The following is a 15231-nucleotide window of genomic DNA, read 5'->3' on the forward strand; positions in this document are numbered from 1 at the left end:
GGGCGTGATGCGGGCCATCGTCGCGCGCGGTTGCGTCGGGGCCTGCGGGTTTCTATCACTTGCTGGCCGGAGATTCCCTTTGGCCCAAACCTTGACCCGCCCGGAGGCACCAGATGCAGCAATTCGAATATCGCGTGGTGCCCGCGCCCCGTAAGGCCGAAAAGGCCCGTGGCCTGAAAACCACCCCTGAGCGCTTTGCCCATGCGCTGTCGCAAACCATGAACGACATGGCGCGCGAGGGGTGGGAGTATCTGCGCGCGGACACACTGCCCTGTGAAGAGCGCGCCGGGCTGACCGGCAAGACCACGACCTATCAGAATATGCTGGTCTTTCGCCGCGCGGTTGCCCGTATGGCCGACGCGCCCGCGCCGAGCCTGATCCTGTCCGAACCGGTCGCTCCGCGCCTTGGCTCGGCGCGCGATCTGGATGCCGTTCCCTCCACTGAGGCCGCGCGCGTGCCCGCCCTTGGCCCCGCCCGCGAAGAGGCGGCGAAGGGCTAAGACCGGGCTGCTGCCAGCGCCTGTGGCAGAACCCCTGCGAGGGCGGCAAGTGCTGCCTCGTCGCCGCAGCTGATGCGGATGCAGCGGTCATGGGGCGCAACAAAGGGCATGCGAACAAAGATGCCACGCGCGACAAGCTGGTTCAGCACCGCGCGGGCAAAGGCGCCGTCCCGCCCGCAATCGATCGTCACGAAATTGGTGGCCGAAGGCAGCGGGGTAAGGCCGTTCTCTTTGGCGATGCGCGCAATGGCCGCGCGGGATGCGTCCACCCTCTCGCGCACATGGGCAAGCCAGTCCTGATCGGCAAGCGCGGCCAGCGCCCCGGCCTGTGCAACGCGCCCAACCCCGAAATGGTTGCGCACCTTGTTGAAGGCTGCCGCAAGCCCTGGTGCCGCAAGCGCATAGCCCACGCGCAGCCCTGCCATGCCGTATCCCTTTGAAAAGGTGCGCATACGGATCACGCGCGGATCATCCGCCATGATCGGGGCGGCGGTCCCTTCGGGTGCCAGTTCCACATAGGCCTCATCCAGAACCAGAAGCGAGCCATCGGGGATACGGTCGAGAAGCGCTGCAATCGTCGCACCGGGATGGTGCGAGCCCATCGGATTGTCCGGGTTGGCAAGGTAGATCAGCTTGGGGCGAACCCGGTGTGCGAGTTCCAGCAGCGCCTCGGGGTCTTCAAAGTCGCCCCGGTAGGGCACCTTGTGCAGCGCGCCGCCAAAGCCCGTCACGTGAAAGTTGAACGTCGGATAGGCGCCGTCCGAGGTGACGACTGCATCGCCCGGACCAACCGTCAGCCGCACCAGGTAGCCCAGAAGGCCGTCAATGCCTTCGCCGACCACGACATGGTCCGCGCTGACCCCGTGATGGGCGGCCAGTGCGTGGCGCAGCTCATGCACCTCAGGGTCGCCATACATCCAGACGTCCTGCGCCGCGGCCTGCATGGCCGCAATGGCCTTGGGCGAGGGGCCAAACAGGCTTTCATTCGCACCGAGGCGCGCGCGAAACGGCTGGCCTGTCGCACGTTCGGTGGTTTCAGGGCCCACGAAGGGCACCGAGGCGGGCAGGGCGGCGGCAATTGGTGTGTAGCGGGGCGTCTCTGTCATGGCCCGATCAGACAGCGAAGCGCGCGGCGGTGCAAGCCCCCGCGCGCCCGGAGGTCAGACGATCTCGGCCAGTCGCGCGACCGCGCTCGCGATCAATGCGGCCTCGGCCTCACGCGCTTCGAGATTGCCGCGGGTCTCATCCACGACCTCTTCTTTCGCGCTCTCGATGAACTTCGGGTTTCCAAGCCGTGCCTTGAGGCCAGAAATCTCTTTTTCAAGCTTTTCCAGCGACTTGCCAAGGCGGGCCTTCTCGGCCGCGATGTCGATGATGCCCTCAAGCGGGATCGACAGGCTTGCGCCTTCGGCCGCGATGGACAGCGCACCCTTGGGCGCGGTGCTGGCCGGTGTCAGGCTTTCGATACGGGCAAGGCGCTTGATCAGCACCTCGTTCCGCGTCCAGGCGTCACGCGCGGCATCGTCCATCGACAGCGCCAGCATATCGAGCTTCAACCCGACCGGCACATGCATCTGCGCGCGGGCCGAGCGGATCTCGTCGATCAGGCCAGTGACCCAGGTCATCTCGTGATCGGCCGCCGCATCGATCAGACCGGCGCCAAGAACGGGCCAGTCGGTATGCACCAGCAGCTTGTCGCGTTTCCCCGTCGTGCCCCACAGCTCTTCGGTGATGAAGGGCATGAAGGGGTGCAGCAGGATCATGCATTGATCCAGCACCCAGGCCATGGTCTTGCGCGTCTCATCCGCCTGATCGCCATCGAACAGGGGCTTGGCGAATTCGACATACCAGTCGCAGACCTTGCCCCAGACAAAGGCGTAAAGCGCCTGCGCGGCATAGTCGAAGCGGAATTCGGCCAGCGCGGTATCCACCTCGGCCAGCGCCTTTGCCGTCTCGCCGATGATCCAGCGGTTGGCGGTCGCGGTCGCCTGCGGCGCTTCGGGCTGGGTGGCATGGCCTTCCCAGACACCGTTCATTTCCGCAAAGCGGCAGGCGTTCCACAGCTTGGTCGTGAAGTTGCGATAGCCGGCGATCCGCTGGGTGTCGAGCTTCAGCACGCCGCCAAGGCTTGCCATCGCGGCATTGGTAAAGCGCAGCGCGTCGGCACCGTATTCGTCGATCAGCTCCAGCGGGTCAACGACGTTGCCCAGCGACTTGGACATCTTCTTGCCCTTGGCGTCGCGCACGAGACCATGCAGATAGACGGTGTGGAACGGGATTTCCTCCACCACGGCCAGCTGCATCATCATCATGCGGGCGACCCAGAAGAACAGGATGTCCTGCCCGGTCACCAGAACGCTGGTCGGGTAATAGCGTTGCAGTTCGGGCGTGTTCTCGGGCCAGCCCAGCGTGCCGATGGGCCAGAGCCCCGACGAGAACCAGGTGTCGAGCACGTCTTCGTCGCGCCAGACCGGATAGACAAGGTGGGTCGGGTCCTGCGTAAGGTTATAGTCCGCCAGCGCGCGGGCCAGCGTCTCGACCGCCTCATGACGGTCCGCGACCTCGACGATGCGGGCGTGGTTCAGCGGGCTGGGCAGCGGGGCCAGCGCGTCCTTGAACCGTTCCGCCACACCCGCGACATCGGCGGCGCAGCGGTAGATCGGCTCGGCGTGATTGAACGCACCGTCGGCCAGCAGGCGGAAGATCTCGGTCTCGTCGAGCGCGTTGTCGCCTTCGTCATCGTGGAAACCGGTTGGCCAGATATCCAGACCATACCATACCGGGATCTGGTGCCCCCACCACAGCTGGCGCGAGATGCACCAGGGCTCGATGTTCTCAAGCCAGTGGTAATAGGTCTTTTCGCCCGACTCCGGCATGATCTTGACACGGCCCGAGCGCACCGCATCGAGCGCCGGCCCCACGATCTTTGCGGTGTCGACGAACCACTGGTCGGTCAGCATCGGCTCGATCACGACTTTCGAGCGGTCACCGAAAGGCTGCATGATGGGCTTTGCGTCCACCAGCGGGATCATGTGCTCTTCGGGGATGTCCTCGGACTGGTCGGGGATCATCACCGCAAGGCCTGCTGCGTTGATGTCCTCGATTACCTGTTTGCGCGCCTCGAACCGGTCAAGGCCGCGATATTTTTCGGGCACGAGGTTCAGGCTGTCGACCTCGGTTTCGGTCGTGGGTGAGCCTGCTGCGATCTCCCGCGCACGGGCCACGCAATCCTCGTACGAAGCGCCATCTGCCCGCATCCGGCCCTGCCGGTCCATCAACCGGTACATAGGCAGGTTGTTGCGCTTGGCCACCTGATAGTCATTGAAGTCATGCGCGCCCGTGATCTTCACCGCGCCCGAGCCGAAATCGGGATCGGGATATTCGTCGGTCACGATCGGGATCAGACGGTCGCAGAGTGGCAGATGCACCATCTTGCCCACGATCGGGCGGTAACGCTCGTCCGAGGGATGCACGGCCACTGCACCATCGCCCAGCATTGTCTCGGGGCGGGTGGTCGCGATCGAGATATAGTCGCGCGTCTCGCGCAGGGTTACGTTCCCGTCGGAGTCTTTCTCGACGTATTCGTAGGTCTCTCCCCCGGCCAGACGATACTTGAAGTGCCACATGTGGCCCTTCACCTCGATATTCTCCACCTCGAGATCAGAAATCGCGGTTTCAAAATGCGGGTCCCAGTTCACCAGCCGCTTGCCGCGGTAGATGAGGCCCTTTTCGTACATGTCGACAAAGACCTTGATCACCGCTTCGGGAAAATTGCCCGACATGGTAAAGGCTTCGCGGTCCCAGTCGCAGGTGGCGCCAAGGCGTTTCAGCTGGTTGATGATCGTGCCGCCGGACTGTTCCTTCCACTCCCACACCTTCGACAGAAACGCCTCGCGGCCCATTTCGCGGCGAGAGGGCTGTTGCGTGCGGGTGAGTTCACGCTCCACCACCATTTGCGTGGCGATGCCCGCGTGATCGGTGCCGGGCTGCCAGAGCGTGTCGTGGCCGCGCATGCGGTGCCAGCGGATCAGGATATCCTGCAGCGTGTTGTTGAAGGCGTGCCCCATGTGCAGGCTGCCTGTCACGTTCGGCGGCGGGATCATGATGGAGAAGGCCTCGGCCCCGGGGCGGGCGTTGGCACCCGCGCGGCCGACCTTTGCGTCGATCCAGAGCTTTGAAATCCGCGCCTCGGCTTCGGGGGCGTTGAAGGTCTTTTCCATCGGCATCAGGGTCTTTCCAAGCGTTCAGCAGCTGTTGGCAACGATGTATCCAATCGGGCGCCGAAGGAAAAGCCTTTCAGCGGCACGACCGAAGTCTGGCGGCGGTTTGCCGGGCCTCGTGGCGGGTGCCACGCCCCGCTCGGGCCCTCGTGTCGGTCAGGCCCCGCCCACCAGTGCGAAGTGTACGCCTTGCGGGTCTTCGGCCAGACAGATAAACGCCCCGCCGGGAACCTCTTGCGGGCCATGGTGGACCTTGCCGCCGCTGGCGGTGATCTGCGCCATCGCCGCCTTGATGCTTGCGGTGCCGAAATAGGGCATCCAGTAGGGCGGCACGTCCGCGCTTTGCAGGCGCATCATGCCGCCGATATCGCGGCCGCCTTGGGCAAAGAGCTGATAGTCCCCCATCTCGCCCATTGGCATGGCCTGGGTCGGGGTCCAGCCAAAAAGCGCGGTGTAGAAGGACAGTGCCGGGCCCGGTTCGGTGGTGTTCAACTCGTGCCAGTTGCCATGGCCACTTTGCATCGGGTCATAGGCTTGCGAGGGCATGCCGGGCAGCGGCTCAAGAATCCCGAATGCGGCGCCCTGCGGATCGGCCAGAACGGCGAAGCGCCCGGTTTCAGGCACGTCGCTGGCCGACATGAGCACCCGCCCGCCTGCGGCCTCGGTCGCGGCGACAGCAGCATCGGCGCTAGCAACCTCGAAGTAGATAAGCCAATGCGGCGGCACCTCGGGCATCACCGTCATCATCCCTGCCACCATGGCCTCACCGCGCGAGGCGAGGTGATAGGTAAATCCCTCCATGCCTGCATCGCGGAACTGCCAGTTCAGCAGCGGGCCATAAAAGGCGGCGGCGCCCGCAAGATCGGGTGTTGCAAGCTCATACCAGGTGGGCTTTCCGACGATCGCGTTCATGGTGATCCTCCACGAAAGTTGCGGGGCAAGGCTCTCATGCCCACGGGCGGCTGTCGATGATTCCGTCCCTGGATCGCCCCTATACGGCGCGGTCGAACTTGGTCGTCAGGTGGATCAGGCTTTCCGAACTGACAACACCGGTCAGCGCGCCGATCTGGTCAAGCACCTGATCCAGAACATGAGTTGAAGGCGCTGCGACCTGCAGAAGCAGGTCATAACGGCCCGAGGTGGTGAACACCTTCTCGATCTCGGCAATCGACTTCAGGCGGGTGATGATCGCAGCCTGCGCCCGCGGCTCTATCGTCAGAAGGACACTGGCGCGAAGCCGCCCCTGACGTGCCGCCTCGCCCAGTTTCAGGGTGTAGCCGGCGATGACGCCGGTCGTCTCAAGCCGCTCCAGACGGGCCTGTACGGTAGAGCGCGCAACCTTCATCCGGCGCGCCAACGTGGCCACGGACATGCGTGCATCGGCGCTGAGAAGCCCGATGATGTTGCGATCAAGTTCGTCCATTCATTTTGCCTGCCGATTTCGTCATTTTGTTATCTCTACACTATATTTTTGCAGTTTTCATCGATGAAGTTTGGTCCCATATGCGCATTCCACGTTTTCAGGAAAAGGGCGGCTCATACGCACCTGGCCTGGTTGTAATGACCGCGCAGGTGCCGAACCCCCGCTTTTGCGGGCCGGGCAGTTGCGTCTTGTTGGCAGAAAGGAAACGCCGATGGGACTCTCGAAAACAATCTGGTCCAACCCGACTGAATTTCTTCGCACGGCACAGCCCGAAAATCCGGTGATCTTCTTCTCGCCTACGGTTCTGCAGGCGGCGGCGCGTCGGTTCATCGACGGCTTTCCGGGCATGGTGACCTATGCGGTCAAGACCAACCCTTCGGACGTGGTGATCGAGAACCTGGCGGCCGCTGGCGTGCGCGGCTTTGACGTGGCTTCGCCCGGCGAGATCCGTCTGATCCGCCGCATCGCCCCGGATGCGGCGCTGCATTACAACAACCCCGTGCGTGCGCGCGCCGAAATTGCACAAGCGGTTGAGCTGGGCGTGAAAAGCTGGTCGGTCGACAGTGCGTCGGAACTGGAAAAGCTCATTGAGCTTGTCCCGGCCGAAAACTGCGAGATCTCTGTCCGCTTCAAGCTGCCGGTGGCGGGTGCGGCCTACAACTTTGGCGCCAAGTTTGGCGCGACGGTGGAACTTGCAGCCCAGCTTCTGAAGCGGGCGCATGAGGCAGGGTTCATCCCCTCGCTGACCTTCCATCCTGGTACGCAATGCACCGACCCCCATGCGTGGGAAGCCTATATCCGCGCCGCCGCCGATATCGGGCGTGAGGCGGGCGTTACCGTGGCGCGGTTGAACGTGGGTGGCGGCTTCCCGAACTACCGCCTGCAGGCCGTGGTCCCGCAGATCGAAGAGACCTTTGCCCTGATCGACCGCGTGGCGTCCGAGGCCTTTGGCGATGCGCGCCCCATGCTGGTCTGCGAGCCGGGCCGTGCGCTTTGTGGCGATGCCTTCACCCACGCGGCCAAGGTCAAGGCGGTGCGGGATGGCATGCATGTCTTCCTGAACGATGGTGTCTATGGCGCGCTGGCCGAACTGCCGCTGGTCGGCATTATCGACCGCATCGAAACCGTGGACGGCCAGGGCCGCAAGCGGGACGGTGCGCTGGCCTCGCGTATCGTCTTTGGCCCCACCTGCGATTCCGTCGACCGTCTGCCGGGCGAGCTGATGCTGGCCGAGGATATTGCCGAGGGCGACTATCTGATCATCCACGGCATGGGCGCCTATTCGATCGCCACCAATACCCGCTTCAACGGCTTTGGGGATCTGACGATCGCGACAGTCCTGTCGTTGAAGGTCTGAAACCCGGCTGTTTCCAAGCGCCCGGCTGGACAATCTTTGCCGGGCGTTTACGATTTGACCATTAGCCTTGGGCGACATCAGCCAGGGGGGCGCATGGTCACGATACCGCAGACTGTCGGACGGACCGGGAAGGCAAGGGCCAGCCCATGAGCCTTCTTGACCGTCTCGTCCGATGGTATGCGCGAAGGCAAGTCCCGCGTACCGATCCCGCGGATGCCCCGCCAAAGGGTGTCCGGCGCGGGCAGGTGGATCATGTGATCGTCCTCGACGGCACGCTTGCCTCGCTTCACCCCGGACATGAAAGCAACGCAGGCCGCGCATTTCAGCTATTGCGTGAGACTGTTCCGGGCAATCGCCGCAGCCTCTATTACGAACCCGGCCTTCAATGGCGATCATGGCGCGACACGCTTGATGTGATGCAGGGGGGCGGGATTGATCGCCAGATTGTCCGGGCCTATGGCTATCTGGCCAGCCATTATCGGGCAGGGGACCGGATCTATCTTTTCGGCTATTCGCGTGGCGCCTATGCCGTGCGCAGCCTTGCGGGCGTGATCGACCGTGTCGGCCTGCTGCGCCAAGATGCTGCGACGGAACGCAACGTGCGCCAAGCCTATCGATATTACCAGAATGGCCCCGACAGCGCCACGTCGCGCGCCTTTGCGCGCCTCTACTGTCACCCGGCGGCCTCGATCCAGATGATCGGTGTCTGGGACACCGTCAAGGCACTGGGGTTGCGGTTGCCGCTGCTGTGGAAGCTGACCGAAGGGCGTCATGCCTTTCACAACCACCACCTTGGCCACTCGATCCGCCATGGCTTTCATGCCCTGGCCCTGCACGAAAACCGGCAGGTCTTTGAGCCCGTCCTCTGGGAATGCCCGCCCGGCTGGGCAGGGAACGTCGAGCAGGTGTGGTTTCGCGGGGCGCATGGCGATATCGGTGGGCAGCTTGGCCAGTTTGAGGCCGCCCGCCCGCTGGCGAATATCCCGCTCGTCTGGATGCTGGACCGGGCTGAGGCTTGCGGGCTGAACCTGCCTGCGGATTGGCGCAACCGCTTTCCCTGCGATGCGATGGCGCCGATGGTGGGGGCGTGGCGCGGTTTCGGTGCGGCGTTCCTGCTGCGAAAAGCGCGCCGGGTTGGGCGCGACCGGTCCGAGGCGATCCACCCTTCGGTGCAACAGGCAGAGCCCGGTCGTCAGGTCGATCTGCCGCGCCGCGACGTGGCGGTGCTGCGAGAGTAAGGCTCAGAGGAAACCGATCAGCCAGATCGCCCCGAGTAAGATAGGCTGGTGCAGAAGATAGATCGCCAGTGAGTGCCGGCCGGGCCAAGCGAGCCACCGCGGTCCGGTGATGCCTGCGAGGGAGGGCCAGAGCGGGCCAAGAAGCCGCGCCGTGCCAAGCCCCAGCAGGAAGGGGCCGAACCACGGAAAAAGTGGCTCAAAATCAATGGTCTGCGTCGGAATATTCGCAAGCCCCAGCCAGCGCAGGGCCGGGGCGTTCCACTGCAAGATCTGTGGAAGATGGTAAGACGCCGCCATGACAGTCGCGCCCGTGACAATCGTCAGCATCGGCGGCAGTCGCAGGAAAGCCAGCCCCAGAAGGCTCGCGACCGCGATGCTGTGCAGGATCCCGTAAAACACCCAAGCCTGTGGCATGGCGATGCGGGTGGCAAGACTGACCAGCGCTGCCGCCGCAGCGATCCGTAGCCAGCGCTGCCAAAAGGCCTGCCAGCGTATGCCGTTGCCATGGCCCAGCCAGAGCGACGCACCGGCCAGAAACAGGAAGCCCCCCGCCACGATGCGGGCCAGCCAGAAGAGCGCAGGCGCTTGCGTCGTACCGGGCGGGAGATACCCATACATCTGAAGATCAAAGCACAGGTGAAAAACCACCATGCCCAAAAGGGCAAGTGTCCGCGCGGCATCAATGATCCAGATCCGGCCTGCCATCCGTCACCCCTCTGGCTGCCCTTGTGGCCCAGCTTCGGGCGCGTCGCAACGCAAAAGGGCAGCCCAGCGGCTGCCCTTTCCTCGCCTTGCGCTGCACTCAGCGGTGGCGCACATCCACGTAGTCGCGCTTGGCCGACCCGGTGTAGAGCTGGCGCGGGCGGCCGATCTTCTGGGTGGGGTCGCCAATCATTTCCTTCCACTGGCTGATCCAGCCCACGGTGCGCGACAGCGCGAAGATCGGGGTGAACATCGCGGTCGGGAAGCCCATCGCATCAAGGATGATGCCCGAGTAGAAGTCGACGTTGGGATAGAGCTTCTTCGAGATGAAGTAATCATCTTCAAGCGCGATCCGCTCAAGCTCTTTGGCAACCTGCAGGGTCGGGTTGTTCTCGATACCCAGAAGGCCCAGAACCTCGTCCGCCGACTCTTTCATGACCTTCGCGCGGGGATCGAAGTTCTTGTAAACGCGGTGGCCAAAGCCCATCAGGCGGAACGGGTCGTCCTTATCCTTGGCGCGACGGATGAACTCGGGGATCCGGTCGACCGATCCGATCTCGCGCAGCATCTCGAGGCAGGCCTGGTTGGCGCCGCCGTGGGCGGGGCCCCAGAGGCAGGCGATGCCAGCCGCGATGCAGGCAAACGGGTTGGCGCCCGAAGAGCCCGCCAGACGCACCGTCGAGGTGGACGCGTTCTGCTCATGGTCGGCGTGCAGCATCATGATCCGGTCCATGGCCTTGGCCAGGATCGGATTGACCACATAATCCTCGCAGGGAACCGCGAAGCACATGTGCAGGAAGTTCGACGCATAATCGAGGCTGTTCTTCGGATAGACGAAGGGTTGGCCGATCGAATACTTGTAGGCCATTGCCGCGATGGTCGGCAGCTTGGCGATCAGCCGCATCGAAGCGACCTCGCGCTGCCACGGGTCATTGATGTCGGTCGAGTCGTGGTAGAAGGCCGACATGGCGCCCACCACGCCGACCATGGTCGCCATCGGGTGAGCGTCGCGCCGGAAGCCACGGAAGAAGTTGTGCATCTGTTCATGCACCATCGTGTGGCGCGTGATGCGGGATTCGAAGTCAGCCATCTGGGCGGCGTTCGGCAGTTCGCCATTCAGCAGCAGATAGCAGACCTCAAGATAGTGCGACTTTTCCGCCAGTTGTTCGATCGGGTAGCCGCGGTGCAGAAGCTCGCCCACATCGCCGTCGATATAGGTAATGGCGCTGTCGCAGGCGGCAGTCGAGGTAAAGCCGGGATCGTAGGTGAACACGTCACCCTGCGCGTAGAGCTTTCGGATGTCGAGCACGTCGGGGCCGACGGTGCCCGACAGGATCGGCAGGTCGATGACCTTGTCGCCGAGTGTCAGCTTCGCGCTTTTACCTGTTTCTGCCATTTCCACATCCCTCTGCGTTGGCTTGCAGCGCCGGTGTTGGCGCTGCGGCGTATCTCTCCGGCAGAAGGGGCGGCCTGTTCAGGCCGCGGCATCCTCCAGCCGCGCAATGGTCTCGTCCTGACCGATGACCAGCATCATGTCATAGACGCTCGGGCTTACCGTGCGGCCAGCAAGGGCTGCACGCAAGGGGGCTGCCAGTTTGCCAAAGCCCATGCCGTGCTCGGCGGCGGCCCCGGTCAGAATGGCCTCAAGATTCTCTTTCGTCCAGCTAGCAGTTTGCAGGCGCGGCGTCAACAATTTCAGTATACCACGGGATACCGTGTCAAGCGCCTTTTCCGCAGCCTCATCGCGCGGGACAGGGCGTGATACCGTGATATACCGCGCCTTTTCAAGAAGTTCCGGGAATGTCTTCGCGCGCTCCTTCAGACTGGGCATGCCCTTGAGCATAAGGGCGCGCTGTGCCTCTGAAAGTGCGGGCAGGTTGGCGGCCGTCAGGAATGCCTCAAGTTCATGCAGCAATGCAGCGTCGTCTGATGCTGCAATGTGCTGACCGCAAAGATTCTCCAGCTTCTTGAAGTCGAGCCGGGCAGGCGCGCGACCGATTCCCTTCAGGTCGAACCATTCCATGGCCTGTTCGCTGGTGAAAAACTCGGCATCGCCATGCCCCCAGCCAAGCCGCGTCAGGTAGTTGCGCATCCCCGCCGCCGGATAGCCCATGACCTGATATTCCTCGACGCCGAGGGCGCCGTGGCGCTTGGAAAGCTTCTTGCCGTCCGGTCCGTGAATCAGCGGGATATGCGCCCAGACCGGAACGTCCCAACCCATCGCGTCATAGATCATCTGTTGACGCGCGGCGTTGACCAGATGGTCGTCACCACGGATCACATGGGTCACGCCCATGTCGTGATCGTCGACCACCACGGCCAGCATATAGGTGGGCGTCCCGTCCGAACGCAGGACGATCATGTCGTCGAGCGTCTCGTTCTTGATGATGACCTGGCCCTGCACCTGATCGTCGATCACCGTCTCACCCGTCCGTGGGGCCTTCATGCGGATCGCGTAGGGCCTGTCAGGGTAGGTCGCGGGATCGGCGTCGCGCCAGGGGCTCTGGAACAGCGCATAACTGCCCCGCGCCTCGGCCTCGGCACGGAATGCCTCAATTTCTTCCTTTGTTGAGAAGCACTTGTAGGCCGTTCCTCGTGCAAGCATCTCGTGCGCGACCTCGGCATGACGATCGCGGCGTTCGAACTGGCTGACAACATCGCCATCCCAATCGAGCCCCAGCCACTTCAGACCCCGCAGGATCGCTGCCGTCGCCTCGGGGGTGGAGCGTTCGCGGTCGGTATCCTCGATCCGCAGCAGGAACTTGCCGCCGCGACCACGGGCATAAAGCCAGTTGAACAGCGCCGTCCGGCCGCCGCCGATGTGCAGATAGCCGGTGGGCGACGGGGCGAAACGGGTGACGACGGGCTTTCCGCCAGAGTTCATGGACATGTGCATGGGCCTTTCAGCGTTAACCTTTCGGAAACCTTGGCGGCGATAGGATCGCGTCCGGTGATAGGCGAGAGGAGGGCGGGAAACAAGGTGGCGGCTTGGGCCGAACGCGGCATGCGGATCCTGCACCTGCCGTCGGCGACCCTGGCCGAGGCGCGGGGGAACCTGTTTCCCTGGGTGCCGGTCGGGCTAGCCATCGGGATCGGGCTCTGGTTCGCGTCCCCGGCTGAGCCGGGTCTGGCCGTCTACGCAAGTCTAGGGGCGATCAGTCTGGCGGCGGTCTGGGTCGGATGGACCAGTGACGAGCGCTTGGGCCCGGTGGCCATCGCGGTGCTGTGTCTTTCGCTCGGGCTGATCGCGGCGGGTACGCGCGCGCATCTGGTCGCGGCACCTGTACTCGACTTCCGCTACTATGGGCCGATCACCGGGCGGATCATCGAGATTGACCGCTCGCAAACCGATGCGCTGCGGCTGACCCTGGACCAGGTGGTGCTTGATAATGTGCCGCCGGAAAACACCCCCCTGCGTATCCGGATCTCGCTGCGTGGCAAGCGCAGCTGGCTTTCGCCAGAGCCGGGGCAAGTGATCCAGACGACGGGCCACCTTTCTGGCCCGGAAGGTCCGGTCGAGCCCGGTGACTTCGACTTCAGGCGCGTTGCATGGTTCCAGCGCCTTGGCGCGGTTGGCTACACCCCGCATCCGGTGCTGCTGTTGTCCGATCCGGGGCCGAGCGAGCAGTGGATTGCCCGGCTGCGCGCCTGGTTCTCGCACGGGATTCAGGCGCATGTGGCCGGAGATCCAGGCGCCTTCGCCTCGGGCGTGATGACGGGGGATCGCGCAGGCCTCAGCCTTACGGCGGTCGAGGATTTGCGGGCATCGAGCCTTGCCCATCTGTTGGCGATCTCGGGGATGAACCTCGCCTTCCTGATTGGGTTTGTTTTCATGTTGATCCGCAGCGCGATCGCCTTCATTCCCATGATTGCACTGCGGATCAACGCAAAGAAGATCGCGGCCGTTGTCTCGTTGTTTGTGGCGTGGTTCTACATGCTGCTGTCCGGGGCAAACGTGGCAACGGAACGCGCCTTCCTGATGGTCGTCGTGATGCTGGGGGCGGTTCTGCTGGACCGGCGGGCGCTGTCGATGCGGTCGGTCGCGATTTCGGCCACGGTGCTGCTGCTGGTCCGGCCGGAAAGCCTGCTCGATCCGGGGTTCCAGATGTCGTTTGCCGCCACCGCCGCGCTGATCGCTGGCTTCGCCGGGGTGGAGCGGGGGATGCTGCGCGGACGTCTGCCGCGCTGGATCATGCCGGTTTTCACTTTGGTCCTGTCTTCGGTCCTTGCGGGGGCCGCGACTGCGCCATTTGGTGCGGCCCATTTCGGTCGGATCGCGGACTTTGGCCTGATTGCCAACCTGTTGACGGTGCCTGTTATGGGTGCGGTTGTGATGCCTGCGGGCGCGGTCGCCGCGCTATTGGCGCCGTTTGGCTTAGCCGCCATTCCGCTCTGGATCATGGGCTTGGGGTGCCAATGGATTCTTTATGTCGCCTCGGTCGTCGCGGCATGGGACGGGGCGGTGACTGCCGTGCCAGCACCGCAGACTTGGGTGCTTGCCGCACTTGGCTTCGCAGCGGTCATAGCGGTTTTGCCACGCGGGCGGACGCGGCTGCTTGCACTCCTGCCGCTGACGCTGGCCTTCGTCTACTGGCCGCAGGTCCGGCCGCAGATGCTCATATCCGCCGATGGGCGGCTTGTGGGTATCTTGGGTCAGGACGGTCGCGCGCTGTCTTCCGCCCGTGGCGCCGGATTCGCGGCAACCTCGTGGCTTGAGAATGATGGCGATCTCGCCGATCAGGAGAAGGCAGCGCTTCGTCCGGGGTTTGCAGGGCAGGCCGCCGCGCGGAGCTTTCAGATCGGTGCGTGGAATGGAGTTCTTCTGCGCGGAAAGGCGGGTGTCGCCATGTCAGGCGCGATGTGCGCCCAGTTCGATCTGGTGATCTCTTCCGAGCCGAACGTCGAACCGGATGGCCCTTGCCGTGTTATCGGACCCGAATTGCTTCGCGCAACGGGGGGACTTGCTGTAAGTCCTTCGGATCAAAGACTTGTCCTGATCCCGTCACGCAGGGGCGCGCGTATCTGGTCGCCTCAGGACCTGCCGGCAGACACCGTCATGCGCCTGTCTCGGCCAAAAGAACCGGGTCAATAGCTACGGATCAACCCGACGAGACGACCCTGCACCTTCACCAGATGGTCAGGCAGGATGCGCGTCTCATAGGCGGGGTTCGCCGCCTCAAGCGCAATTGTGTTGCCCTTGCGGCGAAAGCGCTTCAGCGTGGCCTCTGCATCCTCGACCAGTGCTACGACAATATCGCCGTTCTCTGCGGTTGACTGTTCGCGGATCACAACGATGTCGCCGTCGTTGATGCCCGCTTCGATCATCGAGTCGCCACGCACCTCCAGCGCATAGTGCTGGCCGCTGCCCGACAGCATCGATCCGGGCACGGCAACATGGTGCGACACTTCTGATATCGCCTCAATCGGCACACCGGCCGCGATGCGCCCCATGACCGGAAGCTCAAGCGCGTGTATCGCCTCAACAGGGCGGGCGCCACGCGGCGGAGGGGCTTCCGGACGGTCGCCTGCAATTACGCGGGGGGTGAAACCGGGTCGTTCCATTGCCTCGGGCAATTTGACGATCTCGATCGCGCGGGCGCGGTGCGCAAGGCGGCGGATGAAGCCCCGCTCTTCCAGTGCCGTGATCAACCGGTGGATGCCAGACTTGGAGCGCAGATCGAGCGCTTCCTTCATTTCATCAAACGAAGGCGGGACGCCGTCACTTTCCATCCGGACGCGGATGAAATCCAGAAGTTCCAGTTGCTTGCGCGTAAGCATTTGGCCTGCCCCT

At 63.8% G+C, this 15231-nt stretch carries 12 protein-coding genes; 4 read left to right on the top strand and 8 right to left on the bottom strand.

Annotated features, from left to right (window positions below; genetic code table 11):
- The first annotated feature begins 113 nt into the window (after positions 1–113).
- Positions 114–500, top strand: a complete 387-nt coding sequence (locus FQU74_RS19630; protein ID WP_229704361.1) for a DUF4177 domain-containing protein — start codon at positions 114–116, stop codon at positions 498–500.
- Here FQU74_RS19630 and FQU74_RS11500 read toward each other — a convergent pair.
- The 4 genes from FQU74_RS11500 to FQU74_RS11515 form a co-directional block, all read right to left on the bottom strand.
- Positions 497–1606 carry a pyridoxal phosphate-dependent aminotransferase gene (locus tag FQU74_RS11500; protein ID WP_146286600.1) on the bottom strand — a complete coding sequence of 370 codons (1110 nt, stop codon included), beginning with the start codon at positions 1604–1606 and terminating at the stop codon, positions 497–499. The genes FQU74_RS19630 and FQU74_RS11500 overlap by 4 nt on opposite strands.
- 54 nt (positions 1607–1660) lie before the next feature.
- Positions 1661–4726 (bottom strand): valine--tRNA ligase, encoded by a 3066-nt coding sequence (locus FQU74_RS11505; RefSeq protein ID WP_146286601.1) that lies wholly within the window; start codon positions 4724–4726, stop codon positions 1661–1663.
- A gap of 150 nt (positions 4727–4876) precedes the next feature.
- Positions 4877–5632, bottom strand: a complete 756-nt coding sequence (locus FQU74_RS11510) for a VOC family protein (RefSeq protein ID WP_170246231.1) — start codon at positions 5630–5632, stop codon at positions 4877–4879.
- A gap of 79 nt (positions 5633–5711) precedes the next feature.
- On the bottom strand, positions 5712–6143 hold the full coding sequence (locus FQU74_RS11515; RefSeq protein ID WP_146286602.1) for an Lrp/AsnC family transcriptional regulator: 432 nt from the start codon (positions 6141–6143) through the stop codon (positions 5712–5714).
- Positions 6144–6354: 211 nt separating this feature from the next.
- Between FQU74_RS11515 and FQU74_RS11520 the strand changes: the two genes are divergently transcribed.
- Positions 6355–7500: a type III PLP-dependent enzyme gene (locus FQU74_RS11520; RefSeq protein ID WP_146286603.1), complete on the top strand. Its 1146-nt coding sequence runs from the start codon at positions 6355–6357 to the stop codon at positions 7498–7500.
- 146 nt (positions 7501–7646) lie between these two features.
- On the top strand, positions 7647–8738 hold the full coding sequence (locus tag FQU74_RS11525) for a DUF2235 domain-containing protein (RefSeq protein ID WP_146286604.1): 1092 nt from the start codon (positions 7647–7649) through the stop codon (positions 8736–8738).
- A 3-nt stretch (positions 8739–8741) separates the two neighbouring features.
- Here FQU74_RS11525 and FQU74_RS11530 read toward each other — a convergent pair whose 3' ends face one another.
- The 3 genes from FQU74_RS11530 to gltX form a co-directional block, all read right to left on the bottom strand.
- A complete protein-coding gene (locus FQU74_RS11530; protein WP_146286605.1) occupies positions 8742–9443 on the bottom strand; it encodes a heparan-alpha-glucosaminide N-acetyltransferase in 702 nt (233 codons plus the stop codon).
- A 97-nt stretch (positions 9444–9540) separates the two neighbouring features.
- A complete protein-coding gene (gene gltA, locus FQU74_RS11535; protein ID WP_146286606.1) occupies positions 9541–10836 on the bottom strand; it encodes a citrate synthase in 1296 nt (431 codons plus the stop codon).
- 78 nt (positions 10837–10914) lie between these two features.
- Positions 10915–12324 (bottom strand): glutamate--tRNA ligase, encoded by a 1410-nt coding sequence (gltX, locus tag FQU74_RS11540; RefSeq protein ID WP_146286662.1) that lies wholly within the window; start codon positions 12322–12324, stop codon positions 10915–10917.
- A gap of 96 nt (positions 12325–12420) precedes the next feature.
- On the opposite strand from gltX, the gene FQU74_RS11545 reads away from it, so the two are divergent.
- Positions 12421–14532, top strand: a complete 2112-nt coding sequence (locus FQU74_RS11545) for a ComEC/Rec2 family competence protein (RefSeq protein WP_146286607.1) — start codon at positions 12421–12423, stop codon at positions 14530–14532.
- On the opposite strand, the gene lexA is transcribed toward FQU74_RS11545, so the two are convergent.
- Positions 14526–15218: a transcriptional repressor LexA gene (gene lexA, locus FQU74_RS11550; RefSeq protein WP_146286608.1), complete on the bottom strand. Its 693-nt coding sequence runs from the start codon at positions 15216–15218 to the stop codon at positions 14526–14528. The two genes, FQU74_RS11545 and lexA, sit on opposite strands and share 7 nt — an antisense overlap.
- Between the last annotated feature and the right edge of the window lie 13 nt (positions 15219–15231).

It is taken from the genome of Gemmobacter aquaticus (assembly GCF_007859075.1).
Taxonomy (GTDB): domain Bacteria; phylum Pseudomonadota; class Alphaproteobacteria; order Rhodobacterales; family Rhodobacteraceae; genus Gemmobacter; species Gemmobacter aquaticus.

Excerpts from the sequence above, each read along its gene's own strand:
- FQU74_RS19630 (WP_229704361.1), top strand. The coding sequence starts at position 114 with ATGCAGCAATTCGAATATCGCGTGGTGCCCGCGCCCCGTAAGGCCGAA.
- FQU74_RS11500 (WP_146286600.1), bottom strand. The coding sequence starts at position 1,606 with ATGACAGAGACGCCCCGCTACACACCAATTGCCGCCGCCCTGCCCGCC.
- FQU74_RS11505 (WP_146286601.1), bottom strand. The coding sequence starts at position 4,726 with ATGCCGATGGAAAAGACCTTCAACGCCCCCGAAGCCGAGGCGCGGATT.
- FQU74_RS11510 (WP_170246231.1), bottom strand. The coding sequence starts at position 5,632 with ATGAACGCGATCGTCGGAAAGCCCACCTGGTATGAGCTTGCAACACCC.
- FQU74_RS11515 (WP_146286602.1), bottom strand. The coding sequence starts at position 6,143 with ATGGACGAACTTGATCGCAACATCATCGGGCTTCTCAGCGCCGATGCA.
- FQU74_RS11520 (WP_146286603.1), top strand. The coding sequence starts at position 6,355 with ATGGGACTCTCGAAAACAATCTGGTCCAACCCGACTGAATTTCTTCGC.
- FQU74_RS11525 (WP_146286604.1), top strand. The coding sequence starts at position 7,647 with ATGAGCCTTCTTGACCGTCTCGTCCGATGGTATGCGCGAAGGCAAGTC.
- FQU74_RS11530 (WP_146286605.1), bottom strand. The coding sequence starts at position 9,443 with ATGGCAGGCCGGATCTGGATCATTGATGCCGCGCGGACACTTGCCCTT.
- gltA (WP_146286606.1), bottom strand. The coding sequence starts at position 10,836 with ATGGCAGAAACAGGTAAAAGCGCGAAGCTGACACTCGGCGACAAGGTC.
- gltX (WP_146286662.1), bottom strand. The coding sequence starts at position 12,324 with ATGAACTCTGGCGGAAAGCCCGTCGTCACCCGTTTCGCCCCGTCGCCC.
- lexA (WP_146286608.1), bottom strand. The coding sequence starts at position 15,218 with ATGCTTACGCGCAAGCAACTGGAACTTCTGGATTTCATCCGCGTCCGG.